This window comes from Dyadobacter jejuensis (assembly GCF_003149085.1).
Classification (GTDB): Bacteria; Bacteroidota; Bacteroidia; order Cytophagales; family Spirosomataceae; genus Dyadobacter; species Dyadobacter jejuensis.
Genome location: NZ_QGDT01000006.1, coordinates 32880 through 59210, shown reverse-complemented (window position 1 = coordinate 59210; position 26331 = coordinate 32880). Strand labels below are relative to the sequence as shown.

Annotated in this window: 20 protein-coding genes; 12 read left to right on the top strand and 8 right to left on the bottom strand. The window is 46.1% G+C overall.

What is annotated here, in order from left to right; all coding sequences use genetic code 11:
• Positions 1 to 110 precede the first annotated feature (110 nt).
• The 6 genes from CLV98_RS12850 to CLV98_RS12825 all read left to right on the top strand — a co-directional run bounded on the left by CLV98_RS12850 (position 111) and on the right by CLV98_RS12825 (position 10042).
• Positions 111 to 1217 carry a DegT/DnrJ/EryC1/StrS family aminotransferase gene (locus CLV98_RS12850; protein ID WP_109674744.1) on the top strand — a complete coding sequence of 369 codons (1107 nt, stop codon included), beginning with the start codon at positions 111 to 113 and terminating at the stop codon, positions 1215 to 1217.
• A 227-nt stretch (positions 1218 to 1444) separates the two neighbouring features.
• Complete coding sequence (locus tag CLV98_RS12845; RefSeq protein WP_109674743.1) at positions 1445 to 2053, top strand: RNA polymerase sigma factor; 609 nt, start codon at positions 1445 to 1447, stop codon at positions 2051 to 2053.
• Between the two features lie 118 nt (positions 2054 to 2171).
• Positions 2172 to 3233 carry a FecR family protein gene (locus tag CLV98_RS12840; protein ID WP_109674742.1) on the top strand — a complete coding sequence of 354 codons (1062 nt, stop codon included), beginning with the start codon at positions 2172 to 2174 and terminating at the stop codon, positions 3231 to 3233.
• A gap of 173 nt (positions 3234 to 3406) precedes the next feature.
• Complete coding sequence (locus tag CLV98_RS12835) at positions 3407 to 6898, top strand: SusC/RagA family TonB-linked outer membrane protein (protein ID WP_229203355.1); 3492 nt, start codon at positions 3407 to 3409, stop codon at positions 6896 to 6898.
• Between the two features lie 19 nt (positions 6899 to 6917).
• The gene (locus tag CLV98_RS12830) at positions 6918 to 8819 is read left to right on the top strand and encodes a RagB/SusD family nutrient uptake outer membrane protein (RefSeq protein WP_109674740.1); all 1902 of its coding nucleotides are present in this window, start codon (positions 6918 to 6920) and stop codon (positions 8817 to 8819) included.
• A gap of 176 nt (positions 8820 to 8995) precedes the next feature.
• The gene (locus CLV98_RS12825; RefSeq protein WP_109674739.1) at positions 8996 to 10042 is read left to right on the top strand and encodes a Gfo/Idh/MocA family oxidoreductase; all 1047 of its coding nucleotides are present in this window, start codon (positions 8996 to 8998) and stop codon (positions 10040 to 10042) included.
• 203 nt (positions 10043 to 10245) lie between these two features.
• On the opposite strand, the gene CLV98_RS12820 is transcribed toward CLV98_RS12825, so the two are convergent.
• The 3 genes from CLV98_RS12820 to CLV98_RS12810 form a co-directional block, all read right to left on the bottom strand.
• Complete coding sequence (locus tag CLV98_RS12820) at positions 10246 to 10545, bottom strand: Dabb family protein (protein WP_109674738.1); 300 nt, start codon at positions 10543 to 10545, stop codon at positions 10246 to 10248.
• Positions 10546 to 10575: 30 nt separating this feature from the next.
• Entirely contained in the window at positions 10576 to 11655 is a 1080-nt protein-coding gene (locus CLV98_RS12815) for a sensor histidine kinase (RefSeq protein WP_109674927.1), read from the bottom strand.
• 216 nt (positions 11656 to 11871) lie between these two features.
• Positions 11872 to 13146 carry a Glu/Leu/Phe/Val family dehydrogenase gene (locus CLV98_RS12810; RefSeq protein WP_109674737.1) on the bottom strand — a complete coding sequence of 425 codons (1275 nt, stop codon included), beginning with the start codon at positions 13144 to 13146 and terminating at the stop codon, positions 11872 to 11874.
• Between the two features lie 679 nt (positions 13147 to 13825).
• On the opposite strand from CLV98_RS12810, the gene uppS reads away from it, so the two are divergent.
• The 5 genes from uppS (at position 13826) to CLV98_RS12785 (ending at position 20338) form a co-directional block, all read left to right on the top strand.
• Complete coding sequence (uppS, locus tag CLV98_RS12805; protein WP_109674736.1) at positions 13826 to 14578, top strand: undecaprenyl pyrophosphate synthase; 753 nt, start codon at positions 13826 to 13828, stop codon at positions 14576 to 14578.
• Positions 14579 to 14584: 6 nt separating this feature from the next.
• Entirely contained in the window at positions 14585 to 17179 is a 2595-nt protein-coding gene (gene bamA / locus CLV98_RS12800; RefSeq protein ID WP_109674735.1) for an outer membrane protein assembly factor BamA, read from the top strand.
• Positions 17180 to 17229: 50 nt separating this feature from the next.
• Complete coding sequence (locus tag CLV98_RS12795) at positions 17230 to 17856, top strand: OmpH/Skp family outer membrane protein (RefSeq protein WP_109674734.1); 627 nt, start codon at positions 17230 to 17232, stop codon at positions 17854 to 17856.
• 11 nt (positions 17857 to 17867) lie between these two features.
• Positions 17868 to 18476: an OmpH/Skp family outer membrane protein gene (locus CLV98_RS12790; protein WP_109674733.1), complete on the top strand. Its 609-nt coding sequence runs from the start codon at positions 17868 to 17870 to the stop codon at positions 18474 to 18476.
• 320 nt (positions 18477 to 18796) lie between these two features.
• A complete protein-coding gene (locus CLV98_RS12785) occupies positions 18797 to 20338 on the top strand; it encodes a hypothetical protein (RefSeq protein WP_109674926.1) in 1542 nt (513 codons plus the stop codon).
• Positions 20339 to 20374: 36 nt separating this feature from the next.
• On the opposite strand, the gene CLV98_RS12780 is transcribed toward CLV98_RS12785, so the two are convergent.
• Both CLV98_RS12780 and CLV98_RS12775 read right to left on the bottom strand, forming a co-directional pair.
• On the bottom strand, positions 20375 to 21103 hold the full coding sequence (locus CLV98_RS12780; RefSeq protein WP_109674732.1) for a lipoprotein signal peptidase: 729 nt from the start codon (positions 21101 to 21103) through the stop codon (positions 20375 to 20377).
• Between the two features lie 53 nt (positions 21104 to 21156).
• Entirely contained in the window at positions 21157 to 22359 is a 1203-nt protein-coding gene (locus CLV98_RS12775; protein ID WP_109674731.1) for a proline dehydrogenase family protein, read from the bottom strand.
• Positions 22360 to 22542: 183 nt separating this feature from the next.
• Between CLV98_RS12775 and CLV98_RS12770 the strand changes: the two genes are divergently transcribed.
• On the top strand, positions 22543 to 23637 hold the full coding sequence (locus tag CLV98_RS12770) for a chorismate mutase (RefSeq protein WP_109674730.1): 1095 nt from the start codon (positions 22543 to 22545) through the stop codon (positions 23635 to 23637).
• 116 nt (positions 23638 to 23753) lie between these two features.
• On the opposite strand, the gene CLV98_RS12765 is transcribed toward CLV98_RS12770, so the two are convergent.
• From CLV98_RS12765 to CLV98_RS12755, 3 genes are read right to left on the bottom strand one after another with little or no spacing between them, the layout of a single operon-like run.
• On the bottom strand, positions 23754 to 24395 hold the full coding sequence (locus tag CLV98_RS12765) for an SGNH/GDSL hydrolase family protein (RefSeq protein WP_109674729.1): 642 nt from the start codon (positions 24393 to 24395) through the stop codon (positions 23754 to 23756).
• Positions 24396 to 24416: 21 nt separating this feature from the next.
• Entirely contained in the window at positions 24417 to 25154 is a 738-nt protein-coding gene (locus CLV98_RS12760; protein ID WP_109674728.1) for a LytR/AlgR family response regulator transcription factor, read from the bottom strand.
• The gene (locus tag CLV98_RS12755) at positions 25151 to 26224 is read right to left on the bottom strand and encodes a sensor histidine kinase (RefSeq protein WP_109674727.1); all 1074 of its coding nucleotides are present in this window, start codon (positions 26222 to 26224) and stop codon (positions 25151 to 25153) included. The genes CLV98_RS12760 and CLV98_RS12755 overlap by 4 nt, the downstream gene beginning before the upstream one ends.
• Between the last annotated feature and the right edge of the window lie 107 nt (positions 26225 to 26331).

Here is a 26331-nt window from a genome sequence, read left to right as displayed (position 1 = left end):
TGTCAGGGTGATCTGTCCAATGATAGGGAGATATTTCGTATATTTTGCTAGTCAAATGCCCCAATGTAGGTACTACATGGGTTACTCTAGGAGGCTCAATATACCCCGTCATGATCCCTTTCCTCGATCTTAACCGAATCAATGCACCCTACCAGTCCGCGATGGAGGAGGCGATATTGCGCGTGGCACGGTCGGGTCGGTACCTGCTAGGGAAGGAGTTAGAGGCTTTTGAGCAGGCTTTTGCCACTTATTGTGGGGCCCAGTTTGCGGTAGGAGTGGGGAGTGGGTTGGATGCGCTACTCTTGATCTTGAAAGCATACGATTTTCGGGCAGGGAGTGAGGTGATCGTCCCGGCCAATACCTATATAGCCTCCGTACTTCCCGTATCTTTATTGAACCTAACGCCCGTATTGGTGGAGCCTGATGATGGCACCATGTTGCTCGATCCCCGAATGATAGAGCGTCACCTCACCCGGAAGACGAGGGCCATTTTAGCGGTAGATTTATACGGTAAAAGTTGCGAGATGGACGCCCTAAGCGATATAGCCAATCGGCACGGGCTCAAGCTGATCACCGATGCGGCACAGGCGCATGGGGCCACGTTTTTAGGCCAAAAGGTGGGGAGCATAGCCGATGCTACCGCTTTTAGTTTTTATCCTACCAAAAATTTGGGAGCCCTTGGCGATGCTGGGGCCGTTACCACCAACGATGCGCTATTGGCCAATAAGGTAAGGGCGTTGCGTAATTACGGCGCCACGATACGGTACAGCAACGAATACCAAGGGTACAACAGCCGGATGGATGAGCTGCAAGCGGCGGTGTTAGGGGTAAAATTGATGGATTTGGATCGTTGTAATAGGCGCAGAAGGCATATCGCTCACAGCTATCTAGAAGGTATCACAGCCCCATGGGTACAGCTGCCACCGGCGGGCACCCTATGGGAAGATGCCTGGCATTTGTTTGTAATACGGCATCCGGCTCGAGAGCGGTTGCTGGAATATTTGAGCGTTCGGGGCATAGAGGCACAGGTGCATTATCCTACTCCCATTCACCAGCAAAAGGCCTATGGGTACCTTCATTCCTGCCGCTTGCCCCTTACTGAAAAGATACATCGGGAGGTTATTAGCTTGCCTTTGCATGCTGAGTTGTCAGCGGAGGAGGTGCAACGGGTCATTGGGGCCGTAAATGAAGCCGGTGTCGCATTAAGCCCTCTATAAGATCTTTTGGAAAGGCTGGTCAAACAAGGAAGGCTCCGGGCAGAAGGAGGGTGAATAAAGTATTGATGATTGGGTGTATAGTCGGTTTCGAAAGGGGCCTGGAACCTTTCCAATATTAAGCTTTATTAAAATTAATTAAGATTGTCCTATTTTGTAAAAATTATGTAAGTAATTTAGGTAAAATTCCGATAATACTTACTTTTGTTAATTTACTAATACGTTTTAGGATGAATTTAAGAGGGTTGGATCTGGTGTATTGGAATAATTTTGTCGAGACCGGCTCGTGCTCGGCCTTTCAACGACTGTATGATGCCTACTCCGACGTACTGTATGATTTTGGTATGCGCTATACCGACGACTCCGATTTGGTAAAAGATAGCATCCACGACCTATTCATCGATTTACACGCCTACCACAAAAACCTGGCTAAGGAAGTCAACGTTCACTATTATCTGTTAAAATCCTTCAAAAGGAAGCTTTTGGTAGTGAAACGCAAGTCGGAGCGGTTTCGGTTTCAAAGCAGTTCCGATCCTTCTTTTTCTATTCGTAGCTTCGACTACAGCACCGAAGACCTGATGATTCAGGATGAGGAGCAAAAACGTTTGATGGCCTCTCTGGCCGACGAGATCAACCGCCTTCCCGAGCGTCAACGCGAAATCTTGTATCTGCGCTATACACACGATCTGGACTATGAACAGATCGCCCAGATGATGCAAATTTCGGTTCCTACCTGTCGAACCTTCGTATATCGTGCGCTTAAGGTGCTTCGAGATAATTTAGAGCCAAGTGCTATCTTGTTCTTAACGAGCCAGTTAAGTTTTATTTTACAGGAATAATTAATTTTTTTTAATTTGTGAGTCTATATTCCGTACGTTTCTTTCTCTTATAAGAAGGCACAAAGAGTTATGGTCCAAAATCAGGATTCTTTTGTCATAGGAGATATAAAACTAGGAAATGAAAGCGAACGAGGACTGGCAAATATTGCTTCGATTTTTTAAGACAGGGATTCGACCTACCACGTTTTCTGCGTCTGATAAGGATATGTTATGGGAGGAGATCGTGGAGAGTTTAGAATCCCAGAATAGGACACGTTATCGATTTCGTTGGGGATTGGCTGCAGCTTCTGTTCTCGTATTCTTGTTTGCGGGCATGTATTTCCTGTCCCTTCCGAGCAACGAGCTAGGGACTATGAAGCGGTTGGCTGCAGAAATGGTAGCCGATACGGGACGGTCCGCTTTAATATTATCCGACAGTCGTGTGGTGACCCTAGAAGACCAACATTCAGAAATCGTTCATAAGGACGATAAGAGTATTGGGATCAACGATAGTGAGATTGTGATGACTCCCAAGGTAGGGTTGGGGTATAATAAGTTGATAGTGCCCTACGGAAAGCGGTCGGTGATCACCCTGGAGGACGGCACTAAAATATGGCTCAATTCGGGCTCTAAGCTGGTCTACCCCGTACGCTTCGAAGAGGATCATAGGGAAGTTTATCTAGAGGGGCAGGCTTATTTTGAGGTCAGCCATAGAGAGAGTCAACCTTTTTATGTTCAAACCAAAGATCTTAAAGTAAAAGTGTTAGGGACGGGATTCGACGTAAGTGCCTATGCCGACGACGCACTCACCCAAACGACCCTGGTTCATGGAAGCATCGAAGTCTCCCTTCAAAGCATCGATCTGTTGCGCCAGAATACGAGAAAGTTGACACCAGGCACACAGCTACGATATAACGTCAATAGCCAAAAAATTAACCATTACACGGTAAATGTGGCCGAGTATGTATCCTGGAAGGACGGCTACTTGATCCTTCATCAGGCTCCGTTACAAGAGATATTAAAAAAACTCAATAGGTATTATAAGCTACCTATTGAATTAAACGATCCCAAGCTAGCCAAAGAAACTTTTTCGGGTACTTTGGATCTGGCTGATACCGTCGAGCAAGCCCTCGGCGCCATATCGGTAACAACGGGTATGTCTTACCATTTAACGGAAAGGGGGTATTTGATAGAGAGATAGAATTACGATAAAAAAAACTGGTAGACGTTGGCGCGCCTACCAGTGCACTTCCCACCTGAAGGGCGTGGAAGTTAATTTATTCTTAACAATGTAAATGCAAATTTATGAAAAAATTTGACCAAAATAACTATGGTCAGTTGGGATTAGTATATCCTTACAAACTACTTAGGATTATGAAAATAACGCTACTTCTCATTTTAATGGGGGTGATGGGCGTTCAGGCCAATAGTTTTTCCCAAAAGACGCGGATCGACGTCCAGCTAAAAAGGGGGAATATGATTCAGCTATTCGATTTAATTCAAAAGAAAAGTGATTATAGGGTTATTTATAATGATGACATTCTGGCCGAATTAAAGCAAACAGCCGTAGATCTGAATTTACAGCAGGTTGAAGTGCCCACTCTGCTCAATAAAGCTTTTAGAAAGAGTCCATTTACTTATAGACTGATAGGTAACCAAATAGCAGTATTCGAAGAGCGTGCTGGTGGCAAGGATGTCACTCAGCCGGCAAAGAATGAACTGCTTCCAGAAGTAGTGGACAAACTATCTGGAATTGTAAAGGATAGCAAAGGCCAGGTCTTACCTGGCGCCACGGTGATCGTGAGAGGAACCGAAAAAGGAACTTCTACGAGCACTTCTGGTGAATTTAAGATTGAGGCCGACCCCGGCGATGTAATTGTGGTGTCGTATATTGGCTTTCGTACCCAGGAGTTGACAGTTGGGAATCAAACCCGCCTAGAGTTTGTCCTCGAGGAAGATCTGGCAGGGCTCGAAGAAGTCGTGATTGTGGGTTTTGGTACCCAACGTAAGGCTACGGTGACGGGATCTATCGCCACCATCACCACGGCCGATTTGGAGCAGAGCCCTACGGCGAGTATTACCAACTCTTTGGCAGGTCGCTTGCCGGGTCTATTGGCCAACCAGTTTAGCGGTGGTGAGCCAGGGGTGGATCGCAGCGATCTTTTTATTAGAGGAATGGCTACCTACGGAAACACGGCTCCTATTGTCATTATAGATGGTCTGGAAAGAAGTATGGATTACCTGTCTCCGGCCGAAATTGAAACCTTTTCGATACTTAAAGATGCCTCAGCAACCGCTCCCTATGGTGTAAGAGGGGCCAATGGGGTAATCCTGATCACCACCAAAAGGGGAAAGGTGCAGGATAAAGCCACTGTAAACTTTAAGGCGGCATATGGTATTAACCAACCGGTACAGTTTCCTAAGTATTTGGGCTCTGCCGACTATGCCATGCTGTACAACGAGGCGCGGCTAAACGATAGCAATGGAGCCGATCCCTCTACCTTGAATCTGTTTTCTGAGGAGGCGATTGCGAACTTTAGAAAAGCCAAAGGCGACAACTCCGATGGCTTGGGCTACGACTGGGATTATTTTGACTATGCCTTTAAAAACGGTAAACAGTCCGATTATAACCTCTCTATCAGTGGCGGGTCGCAGCGGGCCAGGTACTTCGTGCTGGCCAACTATTTTCAGCAAGATGGTAACTACAAGCACGACAATTTGAATGGTGCTTATAGTACTCAGGCCGTATTCAAAAGATATAATTTTAGATCGAATATTGACATCGATATTACCGACAATTTTTATGCGAAGCTAGATATTGGTGCCAGGATTACCGATCGAAACGCCCCGGGTACCACGGCCTCTAAGCTCGTGGAAATTGCCAACACTCAGCCCTCCTATTTGCCTATTGTTCTTGAAAATAACGGGAATGAAGCCAATGCTACTTTTGTGGCCAATAACCCACTAGGAATGTTGTATGGCGATCAGATATACCGCTTAAATATCCTAGGAGAATTGAGCAGAACGGGTTATCTGAACGAAAGAAATACTTATCTGAACGGTTCGTTTTCTTTAGGACATAAGTTGAATTTTATTACGGAGGGGCTCTCAATCGACGGGGTGTTTTCATATGACTCCCAGGAAGGAAGGTGGATTCAGCGGAATGTCCCCACTTATGCCGAAGGTTACAAAGAGTATCCTGGGTATGCCACTTTCGTTCCTACCGAAGGTTCGGATGTATACCGGACGCCTGGTCACTATTTAGGGGCTTATAAGTCTGGTAATAAATACCAAATCGATCAGACCATCGGCAATGGTTTTAGCTTTAACGACAATAACAACCGGGCCTATGTACAGGTGAAGCTCGACTATATGCGCAATTTTGCGAAGCATCAAGTGACGGGTATGGTATTGGTCAATAGATCTAACCGGGTGATTAATAACCAAGTGCCTTTTAGGTATCAGGGCATTACGGGTAGAGCCACTTATGGTTTCGATGACCGCTATTTGTTCGAATTTAATGCTGCCTATAACGGATCGGAAAACTTTGCCAAAGGGACTCGTTATGGATTCTTTCCTTCGGCATCGGCCGGCTGGGTAGTGAGTAAGGAGAAATTTTTGGAAGGAAGCAGCAATTGGCTGAATAACCTTAAAATCCGTGCTTCTTATGGTTTGGTGGGTAGCGACCGCCTGCCCAACGATAAGCGTTTCTTGTATCTACAGTATTTTGTTGGAGGGAGTAATTATAACTTCGGTACCGACAATTTCGGCTCTAGTGCCGGCGGGGGACTTCAAGAAGGAGACCTGTCGAACCCTAAGCTGACCTGGGAAAAAGCGAAGAAGACCAATATAGGGATCGATATGACTTTATTCAGACAGCTTTCCCTGACATTGGACTTATTCCAGGAGAACCGTTACGATATCATTACGGACTTAGGCGGTGGTGATAAACTAGGCTATTCCGATATCGTAGGTAAGAACGCCCCTTATGTCAACTCGGGTAGGGTCGAAAATAAAGGTTTCGATATGGAGCTAGGTTGGAATGGCTCAATAGGCAAAAACTTCACCTATTACGTGAGACCTAACTTTACTTTTGCCAGGAACAAAATCCTGTTTATGAACGAAATTGCCTATGACTATGCCGGTAGAGCCAACACAGGAAGAAGGATTGGGGAACATTTTAATTATGTATTCGATCATTTTGTAGCCAATGCTGAGGAAGCTAAGCAACTCAATGAGATGAACAATGGAGCGGGCTTCCAGCCCTGGGGACAGCTGATTCCTGGAGATGTGGTCTACAAGGACATGAATGGAGATGGTAGAATCGATGACCTGGGCGACAGAACGGCTACTGGCAACCCTAGCAACCCTGAAATTATGTTTGGACTTCCAGTAGGAGCTAAATACAAGGCCTTCGATTTTAGTTTGCTTTTCCAGGGAGCTGCTAGCGGATCTATGCAGCTGAATGGAGCCGCCGCGTACGATTTCCCGCTGTTCTCTCAAGACAAATATGGCAAGGTGAAGCCCATGCACTTAAACCGTTGGACACCAGAAACGGCGGCAACGGCCACCTATCCAGCCTTGCACTTTGGGGTCAATAATAATAATAAGAACAATAACAGTAGCTTGTTCTTGTACGACCGGAACTATGTGCGTTTGAAGACCGTGGAAATAGGATTTAGCCTACCGAAGCCTATGCTGGAAAGGTTGAAAATTAGCAAGCTAAGGCTGTATGCTCAAGGAATGAATTTGCTTACTTGGGATAGCCTGTCTAAGGTAGGAATGGATCCTGAAACGCGCGAAGGATCGGGGGACTGGTATCCGGTGCAACGGGTGTTCAATTTCGGACTCGATCTTTCTTTCTAACCTCTAAAATATTTTTGAAATGAAATTCATTCAGAATTTGAAATATATAGCACTCATCTTGATGCTGGTAGTGTCGAGTAGTTGTGATGAAGATTTTCTTGATAGAAAACCCGATGATCAAATTGATGCCGAACAGGTCTTTTTAAGGTATAACAAGGCCAATCAGTTGGTGACGGACCTGTATGCCAATATCAAGTCGGCCAATAAGCCGTTGGTATTCTTTAACCATTTCTCTACCGCTTCGGCTACAGACGAAAACGAAGGCTCGAACGTGGAGGCCGGCATTACCAATAAGTTTAATAGCGGCGACTGGAGCGCCAATGGGATGCCCGATAGGAGCGATACCGGTCAATATTGGTGGTCGCTATACAGCAAAATCAGGAAAGCCAATGTTTTCTTAGAAGGCGTCAAAACCTATAATACGCCCGACAACCCACTGCAGGCCGGCGATTTGGAAAAAAGAAAAGGCGAGGTCTACTTTATGAGGGCTTATCTGCACTATTTACTTATCCGGATGTATGGTGAGGCGGTCTATATGGACCGAACCTGGGAAGTGGGCAGCGATATTGAGTTTAAGAAGGAGTCCTACCATGCCTTAGTAGAAAAGATTGCTATGGATTGCGACTCGGCCTTGGCCAGGGTGCCAGACGTATGGAGAGGGGCCGATTTTGGCCGGATAGACAAAGGCGCTTGTTTGGGCCTGAAGGCCATTGTGCGCTGGATGGCGGCTACTCCCATGTGGAATGGAGGGAATTTTCCTAACGACACTCGGGTATTTGCCTCCGAATATGGGTATAACCAAAGCCGTTGGGAAGCCGCCAAAATAGCCGCTAAAGCCGTAATGGACTTTAAGGTAGAAGGTAAGCCCCGGTATAGCTTGTACAAGGGCCACTCTGAAACGGACTTCAACGATGATGCCGGCCAGAACAAGAATAACTCAAAAGTTTATGCCCGTCTGTGGGATCTGTTGTTCAATATGGATGCATTCGAAACGGAAGCCGTATTTTTCGTTACCAAAGATAAAAACCATGCGTGGCAGGGCGATGTTTACCCTCCCTCATGGAATGGTAGTACGCGCCAAGCACCCGTTCAGGAGCAGGTAGACGAGTATGAATATATTGGTCCCGATGGCTATGGGTATCCTATCTATGGTTCCAAAGCGGCGGAGCATGGCTACGACGACGAGAACCCTTATGAAGGGATTGCCCGTGACCCCCGTTTTTATAGAGATGTAACCTATCATGGTTCTACTTTTAAGGGAACGGTGATTAATACCGCCACCGGCCCCGATAAGATTGGCGCCACTAACTCTACCACTACGGGTTATTTTCAGCGTAAAGTGATTCGTGAAAGTTGGAATCGGGATAAAAGCTTCGATATCAATGGCCCAGCCATCTGGCGCCTGCCCGAGTTTATATACATCTATTGCGAGGCGGTCAATGAAACGACTGGTCCCAATGCCGAAATCTATGACCTACTCAACATGGTACGGGAAAGGTCCTTTATGGTTCCTATTCCTCCAGCGGCGCTTTCTGATAAAGCGTTGATGAACGAGTATATTCAGCGGGAACGTCGGGTAGAGCTGTATTATGAAAACAACAGGTTTTGGGCTACTAGGCTCTATCTGGACGCCAGCAACCCTATGGAGCTAGAGAAGGAGGCGCAATGGGAAGCCGCTGGTAGCACCAACGACGAGAGGTCTCAAAATGCCTGGCCTTATCCTAAAACGCAACATATGATCAACGGGATGAAACCGATTGAAGATCCGGAGGGTAAAATCGTAATAGGCAATAAACGCTACAAAATGAGACGTTTTTATGTAGAAAATAGGGTGTTTATCGCTCCTCGCCATTACCTGTTCCCGATCATGCAGAATGAATTGGTAAAAACTCCTGGGCTACAACAAAACCCTGGCTGGTAATACTTACCCCTATTCCTAATTCTTAACGATGGCTGCCCCTGCAAAGGGGTGGCCTTTGTTGCTATGAGGCATTTATTGTCTCTTCTGGTTCGCAATTGTAAAAGAGTAGACTTATTTTTGGCTCGTTGGAGTTTTCCTTCCACTTTTATATTCATATCAATTAGACTTATATATTCATGCGAACCATTAACACTGCCTTGCTTTCCTATGGGATGTCAGGGAAAATATTCCATGCACCCTTCCTTCAGCTTCATCCTGGGTTCAACCTGTTGGGTTCTTGGGAGCGTAGCAAGAAGCTTATCCAGCAAGACTACCCCGAGGCCATTTCCTATCCAAGCCTGGCGTCAATTTTAGAAGACGATAACATCGAACTCGTGATCGTCAATACGCCGATCAACTCGCATTATGAGTACACCAAGGCCGTGCTATTGGCCGGTAAGCATGCGGTGGTAGAAAAGGCCTTTACCGTAACGGCCGCCGAAGCCATAGAGCTCGAAGCCATAGCCCGTGAAAAAAGATTGAAGTTGTCGGTATTTCAAAATCGTCGGTGGGACAGCGACTTTAAAACCGTTAAAAAAATAGTGGATCAGGGAGTATTGGGGGATTTGGTCGAAGTGACTTTCGCCTATGAGCAACATCTGCCCGACCTGAATGCCAAGGCTCACTTAGAAACACCTTCTCCGGGGGCTGGCTTGCTCCGCGATAGAGGGTCGCACGTGACCGACCAAGCCTTGTCCCTTTTCGGAATGCCCGATGCCGTCTTTGGAGACTTACGCATCGTCCGTAAGGACTCGCAGGTCAACGACTACTTCGATATGCTGCTCTATTACCCCGATTTGCGCGTGCGAGTAAAGGGTAGTTTTATTTGTCGTGAAATGGCCCCCGCTTATATTTTACATGGACAACTGGGATCTTTCCTCAAGCATCGCGGAGATAAGCAGGAAGATAGGCTCGTGGCAGGTGATAAACCCGACTTCGATACCTGGTGTACCGAGCCAGAAGGCTTGGAGGGAACCCTGCATACCCTTCGAAATGGAGAGGTGATCAGGGAATCGGTGTCTACTGAACGAGGCAATTATGTGGAGTATTTCGAAGGCGTATATCAGTCCATTGTCAATGGTGCCGATGAGCCCGTGACAGGCCGCGATGGGGTGAACACCATGCGGGTGTTGGAAGCCGCTATCAAAAGCAATGAAGAAGGCCGTGTAGTACCTATTTTCTAAAGCTTTTCACAGTTATATTTTAAAAGCCCGGATCCTATACAAGATTCGGGCTTTTGGCTTATACACACCTTAGTTGGATAGTTATCCACATAACTGATATGGATATCAACAATTTAATTAGCTAATAATGAGTATATTAACAACTTATCCACAGTTGTCCACATAGGATGTGTGTATTGCTGTGGATAAGTGTGGATAGGTACTTAAGCCTCTACATCGTAAATGACCACCTTCTCCCATAGATGGGCGCAGTCTTCTACAAATTTGGTATGTATCGGATGAATTTGGTACACGTCGTGGGCCGCTTCGTCTTCGAAAACAAGGATTTCGGCAAAGTCATAGGAGGCATCGATTACCGGGCGATTGGTGCCCGCAGGTGTTCCTACATAAGCGGTATGAACGGACTCGATAGACTTCAGGCTTTCAATTCCTTTTAGGAGGGCCGCTCTATCGGCATCGTTGGACTTGTCTTTTAACCAAAAAAATACGTTATGAATAAACATAGTCAATTAGGGATTTATATAAATAGTAAACTAACTTGGATTCTCTGTGGCGTGGGCATCGCTTAGGGGTTGCGTTGAGGCCTTTTCCAGCTTAAAGGAGAAGGTAGTGCCTTTATCGGGTTTGGACATGACGGCGATCTTGGTGTCGTGGGCATTGATGATATGCTTAACGATGGCCAGGCCTAGGCCAGTTCCTCCTCGATCCTTAGAACGGCTTTTGTCAACCCGATAGAAACGTTCAAAAATTCTGACGAGGTGTTCCTGGGGGATTCCCGGGCCATTGTCGCGCACCGATATCTCGATACTCTTTTTGTTTTCGCTAAAATGAACGATGACTTTCCCGTTGTCATGTCCATATTTGATGGCGTTTTCAATGAGGTTGAGCAGCACCTGTTCAATGCGGTCTTGGTCGGCCATGGCCCATACGGCCTCTAGGTTGTCGGGTTTTACCTTTAGGCTCGTATTTCGAGAGCCGGCGATATGTTCCAAACGTCCAAAAATATTAAAGGTGAGTTGGAGTAAATCTACTGGGGCCATGTTCATTTTGATGTCACCAGTTTCCATTTGCGACAATACCAGCAGATCTTTTACGAGCACATCGAGGCTGTCGAGGTTTTTGGCTGCTTTGCGCAAGAAACGCTCCCGGACCTGTTCGTCGTCCATGGCGCCGTCGAGCAGGGTATGGATAAACCCCTGAGCGGCAAAAATGGGTGTTTTGAATTCATGGGAAACATCGGCTAGAAATTCTCTTCTGAATAATTCCAGTTTTTTTAGCTCATCAATTTCCTTTTGCTTTTTTGTTACAAATACAAATATTTCATCATTGATGGTCTTCAATGGGTTGGATTCTTTAAACAGCCGTTTTCGCGGCGTGATATTAAAATCCTTCATTTTTAATTTGTGTATGGTGCGATACATTTTATTTACCTCCCTAAAAACAAGAATATCGACGGCATACAGAACGAGGAAAAAGGAGCTCAAGGAACTTGCGACGAAGGCCACAAACTGCATGCTGCGGGTCACGCCAACTACGAAGGAAAGGAAGGCGGTCGTGATCAGGGAGATTAATAGGGCCAGTATAAAGGCTATGAATCGGGGACTTAAAGACATGGGGTCGGGATGACTTTGTGGCTGGCGTAGTACGGACAGCATTTCTATATACAAAAGTATAAATATCCCATAAAGTTAGTCAGTGTGCGGCAAGAAAAGTAAAAGATAACAGTTTATTAATGTATCCCAACCACCCAGCTGGAGCTCCCAACTGGGTGGGCATGCCCTATTTAAAGAGGGAAGCCCTCCCAACTGAGGACTTCCCTGGTCGTTATTTTAGAAGCCACCTCTGTAGGTATAAGTGCTCGATACCTTTTCGATGGCGACAATATAGGCCGCTATTCGTAGAGAAACCTTGTACTTGATGGAGGTTTGGTACACCTTGTCGAAGGAGTCTTTCATGATTCGATCCGTACGGCGATTGACGCGCTCCAGGGTCCATTTATATCCAATTCGATTCTGTACCCATTCGAAATAGGAGACGGTAACTCCACCGGCATTGGCCAGGATATCGGGGACTACCATGATGCCTTTGTCGTGGATGATGTCGTCGGCTTTAGAAGAGGTAGGTCCATTGGCTCCCTCTACGATCATCCGGGCTTTTATCTCCGAAGCATTCTTTTTGGTGATCACATCCTCCTTAGCGGCCGGCACCAGTACATCGACGGGCATGGTAAATAGGTCGTCGGGAGCGATGAGCTCGGCCCCGGTAAAGCCTTCCAGTGACCCCCTGTTTTTATCCCGATAGGCCATTGCCGCGTCTATGTCTATGCCGGAGTCGTTATAATACGCCCCCGAGATGTCGCTGATGGCGTGCACGGCCACCCCTCTTTCGCGCAGAAGCCGGGCGGCATGGCTTCCTACGTTGCCAAAGCCCTGAACCACCGCCGTAGCCCGGTAGGGGTTGATGCGCAGCTTTTCCATGCCGGCCAATGCCGATACCATTACTCCACGTCCTGTGGCTTCGGTGCGGCCTAAAGACCCACCCAGGACGAGGGGCTTTCCGGTAACCACCGCCGGAATCGTCATCCCTTTGGATTTGCTATATTCATCCATCAGCCAGGCCATTTCTCTGGGGCCCGTGCCCATATCGGGAGCGGGGATGTCCTGGTCGGGGCCAAAAACGTCGAGCATCGCAGTGGTATACGCGCGCATGAGTCGCTCCATCTCTCCGGCCGACATTTCGCGGGGGTTGCAGGCCACGCCACCTTTGGCTCCTCCATAGGGGATATCTACCACGGCGCATTTCCAGGTCATCCAAGCTGCCAGCGCCCTTACCTCATCCAGGTTGACGTCGGGGTCGAAGCGGATCCCGCCCTTGCTAGGGCCTAGTATGGTAGAGTGAATAACCCGGTATCCTTCGAAGGTGCGGATCTCTCCGGAGTCCATCGTAACCGGTAGTCCCACGATAACCTGCTTGCGGGGTACTTTTAGTATTTGATACATTTCGTCGGTGATACCCAGAAGTTCTACGGCCTTGTCGAAACGTTGCATCATGGACTCCAATGGGTTCTCTTTATCCGTGATTGGTGCCGGTTCAATATATGACATGTTATTTGAATTTAAATTGTTGATTTTTAATCTGTTATGAATGTATAAAAATACGATGATACAAACTTACTAGAATTAATTGTCTAATTTTAAAAAACTATAATTTCATAAAATTATCCAATTGGTGGGGAGGCATAGATTCTTTTTAGTTTGGCCAAAACTTGAAATGTTATAAGGTTCCCATAGATGGATGCCAAATAAATCATAGGCTTTTTGAGAGAATATAATAAGGCTAAAAATGCTAAATTCTGAGAAAAAAAATTCTGTATGGCCTGTACAATATTTTGGAAAACGACGGTCGATAGCTAGGGAATTGCAAGCTGGTAATGGGGCCTATCGGGCATCTTGTTGATAATTAATCCTCTGGCATTCAAATCTGGTAATGAAATAATGATTTTGTAGACCCCTTACTTATTCCTAAATTGCGACCTTGTTCAGATTAGGAATAGTATAAGTAAATTTATATTGCTGTATTTCAACTAGTTTGTGGAGTCAGTAAGGCTAATTGCATTAATTTTGAGGTAGATTTTCACAAATGGTGCGTTTTCTGCGTACCTCAGGTTGAGATTCTTACCATTTAGTCTGAAGAGTGTCTGCTAAAGGCAATATAAAATAGGATACGGAAAATCATAAGGCGTGATTTTGCAATTTATTAAATGGTTAAAAGGGTTCGGTTACAATGAAGGAACTCATAGAAATGAGTAATATACCCCAACATATTGCGGTTATTATGGACGGCAATGGGCGTTGGGCACAAAAACAAGGTGCAGCACGTATCTTCGGGCACCGGAATGCCATTAAGGCGGTACGGGAAGTGACAGAGGGATGTGTGGAAGTAGGAGTTTCCTATCTGACACTCTATGCTTTTTCTACCGAAAATTGGGGAAGGCCGGAGTATGAAGTGCGGGCATTGATGGAGTTGTTGGTTCAGTCGATCGGGAACGAACTGCCTACCATGATGAAGAACAATGTTCGTTTGAGTACGATCGGTGATTCGCAAAGCCTGCCTTCTAGTTGTCAGAAAACCCTTGCTGAGGCGATAGATGCCACAAGCGGTAACACCGGGTTGAACCTTATTTTGGCCTTAGGGTATAGTGGAAAATGGGATCTGTTGCAAGCCACTCGTAGGCTGGCACAGGAGGTGAAAGAGGGTCGTTTGGAGCCCTCGGAGATCGATGAAAATAGTATTCGGTCCTATTTGTCGACCGAGCAACGTCCCGACGTGGATTTGATGTTAAGAACCGGCGGGGATCATCGTATTAGCAATTTCTTGCTTTGGCAATTGGCCTATTCCGAGCTATATTTTTACGAAGATCTTTTCTGGCCCGACTTCCGGCGAGAACATTTATTTGAAGCCATCGTTTCTTTCCAAAAAAGAGAAAGAAGGTTTGGGAAAACAGGTGATCAGATAAAAGAAAACAGTGCTAAGTAAAATTTTATGAACCTAGTGAAAAACTTGAGTAAGCCATTGGCACATTTTAGAGGGGTGTTGCTGTTAATAATGATTTGTAGCGTAGCCGTAAAGGCCCAACGCGTTGGCTTGGGGGCTACTTCCAAACCAGCCGCTCCGGTTGCCAATATGGGTATTGACCCCGCTAATCCAAAGGAATATACCATCGCTGAGGTAACCGTATCAGGGACGCAGTTCCTGGACCCCAACTCTATGGTTTCCATCTCCGGACTGAAGCCTGGAGACAAAATACGGGTCCCAGGACCGGCGGTGACCTCTTCTATTAAAAAAATGATGGACTTCGGTACGCTGGATGATGTCGAGATTCTGGCCACCAAGGTCGAAGGAGAGAAAATCTGGTTAAATATTCATATTAAAGAGCGTCCTCGCTTGTATAGCGCTACTTTTTCGGGTATCAGAAAAGGAGAGCGAGAAACGATGAACGATAAGGTGAAGCTGATTAAAGGTAGGGTGATCACCCCCACCATGATCAAAAATACCCAGCTGATCATCAAGAAATATTATATGGATAAGGGGTTCTACAATACCAAAGTCAAGGTGTTGCAGATTCCGGATTCCTCTCGTGGGCAGGCTACCCTGAACTTCACGATCAACAAAGGGAAAAAAGTAAAAATCGAGAAAATAGATATTGAGGGTAACACCGAAATTAGTGATCGTACCCTGAAGAGAAAATTGAAGGGTACAAAGCAAAAAATGTTGGGGCGCCTGTTTAACCCTTCGAAGTATATTCCTAAAAAATACGACGAAGATAAAGAGAAGCTGATCGCCTATTACCGCAAGAACGGGTACCGCGATGCTACCATAGAATACGATACCGTTAAAAATAACGGCGAGACCATCAGCATTAAAATGAAGGTGGATGAAGGTAAGAAATACTATTATCGGAACATTACCTGGACGGGTAACTACCTCTATACCTCCAAGTATTTGGGGGAGCGCCTAGGTGTTAAAAAGGGGGATGTCTACGATCCTGAAGAGCTCGATAAGAAAATTCAGGGGATACCCGGTGGGGATGTAAGCTCCATATATATGGACGACGGTTATCTTTATTTCCGTATCGACCCTACGGAAAAGGCCGTAGTGGGGGACTCGATCGATATAGAAATGCGCATGTTTGAAGGAAAACAAGCCACTATTAACAGGATTTTGCTGAACGGAAACACGAAGACCAGCGATAGGGTGGTATTGCGAGAGCTATTCACCTTGCCTGGACAGAAATTTAGCAAAACGGAGATTATCAATACCCAGCGCCAATTGTCGCAAATGGGTTATTTCGACCCAGAGAAAATTCAGATACAGCCGATCCCCAATCAAAATGACGGAACGGTGGATATCGAATACACCGTGGAAGAGAAGCCTTCTGACCAAATAGAGCTCTCCGGTGGATGGGGTGGTTATATAGGCTTTGTGGGTACCCTTGGATTGGTGTTCAATAACTTCTCTATCAAAAATATCCCGAACCGAGAAACCTGGAAGCCGCTTCCTTCAGGGGACGGGCAGAAATTGTCGGTTCGTTTCCAGGCCAATGGTAAGCAGTACCAAACCTACTCTCTAGGCTTTAGCGAACCTTGGCTAGGGGGTAAAAAACCGATTAACTTTGGGGTTTCCTTCCAGAGAACAGTATATCGCCAGACGGACTATAACTCTTTATATGGCTATGGTACTGGTGGCTCTTCATCAGGGATCCAGTATCGGGGCGGGTATTTCAATAATGGTGTGACCGTTTCCTTGGGCCGCAGGCTTAAAGAGCCAGATCGCTACTTGGTATTGACGCATTCGCTTTCTTATAACCGCTACCGCCTCGACTCCATCAATATTTTTGGAGGAGCCTATAACACAGGGGTCTCAAATAACGTATCGTTCAATACCACCATATCGAGGAATACGCTAAGTGATAACCAATTCCCAAGAAGTGGAAGTAATATTTCGTTGAGTGCCACTTTCACTCCTCCATATTCGGCCTTTAGGAAGTCGGACTATAGCGATGCTGCCGAAAAGTATCGGTGGGTAGAATACCATAAATATATGTTCGATGCCAGCTATTATGCTACCATTACGGGTAAACTGGTGCTATCCGCCAGGACGCACATGGGGTATCTGGGAAGTTATAGCAATAAGGCCGGATTTAGTCCCTTTGGTCGATTCGTATTGGGGGGCTCGGGGCTAGCAGGACAGGGCGCCTTCTCGCTGGCCGACCAGGACATTATAGGACTTAGGGGTTATCAGGATCAGCAAGTAGGGCCGCTACTCAATGGCCGACCGGCCGATGGGGGTGGGATCGCCTATAACAAATATGTAATGGAGCTACGGTACCCCGTATCGCTCAACCCGCAAGCGACGATCTTTATTTTAGGCTTTGCCGAAGGAGGAAATAACTGGGGGACGTATCAAAAGTTCAACCCTTTCGACTTGAAACGATCGGCAGGGGTAGGAGCCAGGATCTTTATGCCGGCCTTTGGACTCTTGGGGATTGACTGGGCATATGGATTTGACGCCCTCGACGGACAAACCCAGCGCTCTGGCCCACAGTTCCATTTTACCATCGGACAGCAGATTAGATAATATTAAAACTACGATTTCGTTAGAAGAGTGCATTTTATTCTAGTTAGGGCATGAAGAAGATTTTTATTTTACTAGTTTTGTCTGTAATATCGGCTTCTGTAGCCTCGGCCCAAAAGCTGGGCTACACCGATATGGAGTATATTACCAGTAAAATGCCTGAATATCAGCTGGCACAAGCCGAAATGAAGAAGTTTTCGGTGAAATGGGGCAAGGAGATTCAGGATAAGTTCGGGGAAGTAGATAGGCTTCAAAGGGCTTATATGGCCGAAGAGGTGCTGTTGACGGACGACCTGAAGCGGAAACGCCAAGCCGAAATAAAAAGTAAGGAAACCGAAGCCCAAGAGTATAATAGTAAAATATTCGGTATGGAGGGTTTGATGTTTCAAAAGAAAAAAGAACTCATGAAGCCCGTCCTGGAAAGGGTCCAACAGGCGGTAAATAAAGTGTGTAGCCAGCGTAGAATCGATATTATGTTCGATAAGTCCAGTGATATTGGGATGCTTTATACCAATCCACGCCACGACTACACCGACTATATTATAGAAGAGCTGGGATTGAATGAAAAAGCAGATAGCGATAAAAACAAGGCAGTAGGAAGTGCCCCCCAGGCTCAAGTGGGCAGTGCCGCAGAAAGTAGTAACCCCAAACAAAAAAGTACAACCAATAAACGTAAATAAGTAACAACGCAATGAAACAAAAATTAATGGCTTTTATGGTCGTAATGACCGTTTTCAGTACTACGCTAGTAGCACAGACGCCTCTTACCAAGATAGGGTATACCAACGTGGATTTTATCATTGGTAAGCTCCCTGAAGCTAAAAAAATGCAGAATGAACTGGAAATCACTAAAGCCCAACTCGATAAAGCCATAGGTGAAACCTATAAGGAGTTTCAAGAAAAATATGAAGCTTACCAGAAGAATGGGGCTAATATGACCGATGTAATTCGTGCCGACAAGGAAAAGGAATTGCAAAGCCTTCAGACCCGCGTTCAAGAAATGCAAAATAATGCCCAAACTTCTCTACAGAACAAGCAGCAGCAGTTGTTAGAGCCTATTTTGACAAAAGTTAACGACGCTATTCAGGCCGTTGGTAAGGAAAATGGCTTCCTGTATATATTGAATATGGATGGTGGTGCAGGTACTACCCCTATTATTCTTTTTGCCGCTTCTGAAGAGCATAACGCCACCAACCTTATCCTTAAAAAATTGGGCGTGGATCCTGACAAACTTGAAGAAGAAGCTGCAGCACCAGCACCTGCCGCTCCTGCCAAGCCAGCTACAGCTCCTAAGAAATAAAATTATTTCTTAGGTACAGGTAAATACCGGGGAATAGTCCGAAACAGACTATTTTCCGGTATTTATGTTTTCGGAGACAAGGGTTTCGAAAGCGCTATTATTGACCAATTGGGTATAAGATTAATGATATATCTGCAATTTGTCAGACCTGTGCTCAGCTGGAATAGTTTTTGTGATTCTCTTATTTTTTGCTTGTTCATTGTATAGTTATTGCGAAATTTGCGTTTAAAATTAAAATTACTGCTTCATAAGATAATCCATTTTCTCACCCTATGATTTTCAGAAATGTGTCTAGAATAATACTGTTGGTGCTCCTGAGTATGTCCTGTTCCCTTGCCTGGGCACAGGAACCGATAGTGTCACCTTTTCAGTTGGTCTTCCCCAATGATGCCGATTGGAACGTGATTCAAGAAGGGAAAGAGATCAACTTTCATCTGCAATCGCGTGGTGCCAAGGGCGACAGCATCGTCTATAATATTACGAGTGGTCTCCGCAAAGAGATGTATTTCGATTCGCTGGGGCACTTCGTATGGACTCCGGGCTTCGATGCCGCCGATCGGATCAATACAGTCAAAACGTTTTCAGTGGTCTTCGAGGCCATGTCCAGCCTTGGAGAATCGGTATCCAAGGAGGTACTCTTTAAGGTGGTTCATGTCAATAGACCCCCTATAGTCGACGAGCTCAAGCCTTTTTATGTCCAATATAAAACCCAAAATACCTATCAAATCGATATGAATTCGGTTCGGGATCCTGACGGTGATCCAGTGGTTTTTATTCCCATATTGGACGGGGGCATGCCCGAAGGGATGCGACTTACCGCTAGCGGGGAGGTGATTTGGGAACCCTCTATTAAGCAATTTAATATACTGAGAGAGGCACCACGCTACATGGAGTTTTATGTAGAGGACCAGCCGTCCAAGGTACGTACTAAGGGAAAGCTACGATTAGAAATAACCCAAATGGATTTGGCCCCCGATCTGACGGTAATACCTCAGACCACCGTGGTGAAAAGTTTGGAAAATAACCGTATCAATCTGAGGTTTAGCCTGTCGGATCCCAATGGGGAGGACGATATCGCCGCCTTTAATTTTATTTCGGATAATAAAAATGTGCCTCAGTCGGCTCTAATAAAGAACACGGCGACCAGTTATGAGTTTATTTGGGAGCCCGGTTATGATTTTGTAAAGGATCCTTTCGATACCTTGTCTTTCGATGTGATATTCTATGTGCTCGATAAGGCCCATAATAAGCGCGAGCGCAGCATCCATTTCGTTATTAAGAATACAGTGGATGAGAGCGTGCGTGACACGTACTTGTTTAACCTCTACAGAGGAGCCTTGGTGAATGCCTGGGGCTTGCTCGAGCAGATGAAAGAAAAGGAAGGACAATTGAAAAAGGCCTATGCCAAGGCCAAGAAAGGCAAGAAGAGTCGTTCGTTGCTTAACGCATCCCTGGGGGTTACCACGGGTCTGTCGTCGGTAATAGCCAAGTCGGACCCCAATGTACGCAGCTATATTACCACCATTGGAGGTACTACGGTAGCTACGGTGGGTACCTTAGAGGCTACCGAGGTGATCGGTAAGTCGGTCAATGGCCTCTTAGATCGCTTTAACTATGTAATGCAAAAAAAGAACGAACTCCAAAATAAAGGAGACGTCTTCGCTAGGGAGTACGCCCAGAAATCGGCTCGGCGTCAGAATGATTTCATTAAGAAACTCGATGAATTTAAGGCCTTGATGAACCTAAGCGGGTTAGTAGCCCTAGAGCTGGATGCCAATTGGGAAAATAAGAAAGAGGCTACCGATGTAGCCATCAAGAAAACCTTTAAGGACTTTTTACCGCTGGACAAGGATAATCAGTAAGTAATAAGCCCATCAGGAGCTTACGCCCAGGCAGGATTATGATTCCTGCCTGGGCGTTTCGTTGGTAGGCCCATCTTTCTGATCTGGCTCAGTAGTATCGGGAGCTTCGGTGGTAGGCTGGTCCATGGACTCGTCCGAGGACGGGTCCTGTGCTGGAGCCTCGGTAGGGCTTTCAGCAGGCTTTTGGCCTTGCATCTGGTTTTGAAAGATCAGGATACTGCATACTCCTAGGAATATGCAGGAGTCGGCAATATTGAATATTGGCGTGGAGTAATATTGTCCACCCCATAGCGGTACCCAGTCGGGGATAAACCCTTCCCAAAAGTCTACAAAAATCATATCGATCACCTGGCCATGAAACCAAGGGGTGGGAGAGCCATAAGGGGCGTTGTCCAACAAAACTCCATAGAAGGTGCTGTCGATGACATTTCCTACAGCGCCTGCCAATATCATAGACAGCGCCCAAAGCAGGCCCTTGGGGGCTTCTGTGCGGGCCAAATGGACCAGGTACCACCCGATGCCCACCATGGCGACTAATCGGAAGAGCGTTAGGAATAACTTGCCGTATTCATGCCCCAGCTGCATGCCAAAGGCCATTCCAGGATTGAGTACGTAATGGAGCTTAAGCCAATCACCTATCAAGGGAATCTGTCCAGAAAAACCGGGTTCCATATAATGATGTACTAGCATTTTGGAAGCCTGATCGATCACGATCAGTAATACGCTAAGTAGTAAGTAAGGGGTAGGATTCTTAGAATTATTCATTCGGTATGCGACCTTGAATCATTTAATTAGGATGCTAAATTAAGGAAGAATAGTTACAAACTACTGATTCCTCGCCTTTCCATTTCATTTTTTGTTAGTAAGTATTCTCTGCTGCTTTGTCCAGTCATGGCGGTGTTTTCCCTTGCTCGGCGTATCAAATAAGGCATCACGGAGGCTATGGGCCCATAGGGGACATATTTGGCCGTATTGTAGCCCGCTTGGGCCAGGTTGTAGGTAATGTTGTCGCTCATGCCGAGCAATTGAGCGAACCAAATGCGCTCATCGTCAAGTTCGAGGCCAATTTTCTTCATTCGGCTGATGCAGTACTGGCAGCTGTATTCGTTATGGGTGCCCATGCATATGGCCATAAACTGCAAATGCTCGAGGCAGAATTCTATGGCCGCGTTATAATCGATATCCGTAGCCTCTTTGGTGGCATGAATAGGACTCGAGTAATTATTTTCCCTCGCTCTTAGGCGCTCCTTCTCCATGTAGGCTCCACGTACGAGTTTGGCCCCTATATGGTAGCCCTGTTCCCTTCCTGCTAGGTAGGCCGATTTGAGTCCTTGCAGGGATTCGGACCGGTACATTTGATAGGTATTGAATACGACGGCTTTCTTGCGGTTATATTGGGCCATCATACGGCTGGCCAGCTGGTCGATAGTTCCCTGTATCCAGCTTTCTTCGGCATCTATAAACAATCGCACATCATGATGATATGCGTACGAACATAGGGTGTCGAGCCGGCTAACGACCTTGTCGAAGGCGGCTTGGTCGGCAGTATTCAGGGATTCTTCGCGCTGGTAGGCCTCCAAAAGTTCGGTGGGGGCGATACCACTGAGTTTAAAAACGGCAAATGGAACATGAGGGGTATGTGCCGCTTTTTCGATGGTCAGTATTATTTGTTGAAGGGTGAGGTCATAGCAGCTTTCTGTTTCTTCGCCTTCTACGGAGTAGTCGAGGATGGTGCCGATGCCGGCCTGTCCTAAGTGGGTAATCGTCTGTTCGCAGTCACTAATGGTCTCACCTCCACAGAATTGTTCAAAAATAGTGCTTCGAATAAGATTTTTTATAGGTAAGTTTAGTTTTAGTGCAAGCTTTAGGAAAAAAGTGCCTAAATTTACTGCCCTACTCTTATTCATGATTTTGAAAAGCCAGTAGGTTTTACGAAGTTGTTGGTCTGATTTTGAGGCAAATGCGACGGCAATGTCTTCAAATGAAACGGAATTAAGGTCTTTTTGAGTGGGAAGAGCCATCTTTTAAATGTTAGTTTTCAAATGGTTGAAATCCGGAATCAAATAGGTTGAATGAGTAAAGTAGTTCGTCATAGAGGAAGAGGGCTGTTTGTAGAGCCAAATGTACGCCAATCTCCGAAATGCACATAATGAAGAATCGATAAATTACAATTTTCTATTTTTACTAAGGACAAGTTTTTGAATATGAATGCTTCTTTAGATATCCTACCGCTAAGCAGTTGGATTAATACCGAGGGTAAACCTTTGGTGATTGCCGGGCCTTGCAGTGCAGAGACCGAGGAACAAATGTTAGAAACCGCAAGCCAGATCAAGCAAGAAGGATTTGCGCACGTGATACGTGCAGGAGTTTGGAAGCCACGGACCCGTCCCGGTAGCTTTGAAGGAATGGGGGAAGCCGCATTGCCTTGGTTGCAGAAAGTGAAGAAAGAAACAGGTTTGCCTGTGGCAGTAGAAGTAGCCACTCCGCAGCATATCGAGCTTGCCCTGAAATACGATGTGGATATCCTATGGGTAGGAGCTCGTACCACCGTTAACCCCTTTAACGTTCAGGAACTAGCCGATGCCTTGAAAGGTGTAGACGTCCCTGTATTGGTGAAAAACCCTGTTAACCCCGATCTTCAACTGTGGGTAGGTGCCCTTGAGCGCCTTAACCAGGCTGGTGTTAAAAAAATTGGAGCCATCCACCGTGGATTCTCCAACGCGCAAGAGACTAAGTTTAGAAACTCACCGATGTGGAATATCGCTATCGAGCTCAAAACTTTGTTCCCTGAGCTTCCAGTGATCGGCGATCCTAGCCATATGGCAGGAAAGCGTGCGTATTTGTTCGAATTGGCTCAGCGTGCTATGGACCTTTCGTACGATGGTCTTATTATTGAGTCGCACCGGGAGCCCGAAAAGGCTTGGTCCGATGCCGCCCAGCAGTTGACTCCAGCCGCCTTAGGTGAAATGCTTCATGAGCTTCACGTAAGAAAAGGCTCTTACGGTAGCGATTACCAAACACAACTTGAAGTGGTGCGTGGCAAAATAGATCACCTAGACCGTGAGCTTCTAGAAAACCTAGCTGCACGTATGGCTTTGGTAGAAAAGCTTGCCGAATACAAGCGTGATAATAATGTGGCGGCCTATCAGGTAGACCGTTTCCGCGAAGTATTGGAAACTCGTGCTGGTTGGGGTAAAAGTATGAACCTTTATCCAAACTTGGTTGATGAGCTTTTCAAACTCGTTCATATGGAATCTATTCGTAAGCAAACTGAGGTGATGAACCAAGTGAATGCTTAATTAAGATAGAACCAATCAAAAAGGGCCGTTTTCGAAAGAAGACGGCCTTTTTGATTTTAATTTGGGACGGGGGATTTTGTTGGTTGGTGGGGACACCGACCATTGGCAATTTTTTATTATAGCTTATTCTGGTGCAAGACTTCCCGAATTTCTGCCGCCCATAGCCGATAAGCACGCTCATTCAGATGCGTTTTGTCGACGGCATAGGCTGCCTTAAGCCCGGTACTATCCGAAAGGTACTCGTTCGGGTTGAGATACTGGATCCCCTCTTGCTGGCAATAGGAAATTAAAAATTGATTTAATAAGTCTACTTGCCGTTTGCTATTTGCATCGTTTTGCTCGTATAAGGTCAACGAAACGATGGGCGTAATACCCGCCCGCATCAAAGCCTCTAGCAGTTCTTTATAATTCTTTTGAAGGTTCTGAGGGGACACACCAATGGTAATGTCGTTGATACCGCCCATTACAAAACATATTTTGGGTTTTTTATCGATGACCCGTTCTTGTACGGCCTGCAAGAAATGATAGGTCGTCTGGCCGGGAAGGCTGGCATTCAGTACGTCGGTTCGGGCCAGGAGCTCTACCCACTTGCCCTGAGCCGTTATCGAGTTCCCATACATCACGATCTGGTGTTGCCCTCCTTCACGAACCACGTATTGGTAGAGTTTGTCGCGGTAGATAAAACCCATCAGCAAGTTAAAGCCCAACAGCAGGACGTTGAGTCCAATAGAGAGATGATATCGGAAAGGATACTTCATAGCAGCATTAAAAGCGCCGCATTAGAGCCACTTACTCAGAAACTGCGAGAAAGCTTCTTTATATTGTTCGCTGACCGGGATGGTCTGCCCCTGGATTTGTATGCTGTTCTTAGTGATGGCGTTGATCTGGTCCAGATTGACGATATAGGAGCGGTGGATACGCATAAACTTACTTTCGGGGAGCTTATCCTCTAGCGATTTGAGGCTGGTGAGTGAGAGCAAGGGTTTGGGCTCATTTTTTAAATGAACTTTCACATAATCCTTCAAACCTTCCATATACAAAATATCGTCATACAAGATCCTGTACATCTGGTATTCCACTTTTAAATAGAGGTATTCCTCTGTGGGCGCCTGAGGGCTGGGCGGAGCTGCAGCCCGGTGCACCAGCTCCATATAGGCCTGGGCCTTGGTGGCCGCTCTTAGGAACTCCTCATAATTGAAGGGTTTTAATAGGTAGTCCAAAGCGTCTACCTTATAGCCTTCAAGGGCAAAATGGTTGAAAGCAGTGGTGAAGATGAGCTTAGGTGTTTTCCCTTCTTTTTTATCGATCACCCGGGCCAGTTCGATCCCCGTGAGATCGGGCATTTGGATATCTAAAAAAATGAGGTCGATCGGCTGGGAATGGATGGCCTCCAGGGCTTCAACTGCACTGGAGTATCTTCCAACTAATTTTAAGAAAGGGGTTTTTTCTATAAACGAGCAGACTAACCCTAAGGCTAGCGGTTCGTCGTCGACGGCAATGCAAGAAACGAGTGTCATATAGTTTGTAATGAAAGTCTTACTTCATAGGCTTTGTTAGCAATGTCTTCTTTTACCTCTAGTTGATATCGGTCCGGATACAGCAGGTCCAGCCTGCGTTGGGTGTTGGTGAGGCCTATCCCGTTACTTCCGTCCAGGGAAACCGACTTCTTTATAAAAAGCGTATTGATCACCTCCACATGCAAGGTGTTTTGCTCTTGTGATATCGTTATTTCGATTTCGCTAGGGTCTGTAGCGCTCACACCGTGCTTAAAGGCGTTTTCTATAAAGGGAAGGAAGAGCATAGGCGCTATAGGTACATCTACCAGCTCGCTTGGGGGCGTTAGCGTTACCCGCACCTTGTCGGTGAGCCTGAGCTGCATCAGCTGAATATAATCCTGGGCAAAGGCGATCTCCTCACTAAGGCGTACGGTTTCCCTTTGGGTTTCATAAAGAACATAGCGCATCAGTCGCGATAACTTGTGTAGGGCTTTTTGAGCCGCTTCTACATCAATTAAAGTGAGGGCATAAATATTGTTGAGCGTATTAAAAAAGAAGTGCGGGTTGATTTGGGCCTTTAGGAAACTCAATTCCGACTTTATCTTTTGCTGCTCTAATTCCTGACGGAACTCTCGGTCCAACTGGGCGTTTCTGACGGCCGCAATGCTGGTGCTTACTCCTATGATGATCAGGGCGGTTAACAAAGCGAAAGTGTCGATTTTGTCCTTGGGCTTTTTAGGTCCTGGAGATTCCCGAGCGGCCTGGAAGGCGCGCTCCATATAATCGCCATGGTTGATCAAGATCTTGACTTGCTCGATGGCATAGGCCAGAACCACCACTGCCAGGACATTCAATACTATAAAGTACAGGACCTTATTTTTGGCAAGGAACTTCGGGTAGAACAGATAGTAGTTGAGGTAAAACAGCACGATAAGCAGGCAAAACTGCGCCACGCCTTTGATCCAGAAGGTGTGAGGGAGCTCTATCTGCCAGCTTAGAGGCTGCCAAGTCATTAGAAAAGCTAAGAATATCCAACCCAAAATATGAAGTAAAAAGGCGGGATATTTCTTGGATGGGCTTGTTTCAGTCATTCGTTTGGGTATTGAACTTAATGATACAATTTTAACGTAAAAAGTGCAATTAATGTCTAAGAATCGATCGGGATAGCGGTATACTCGACAGTCTAGTGGTATTTGCC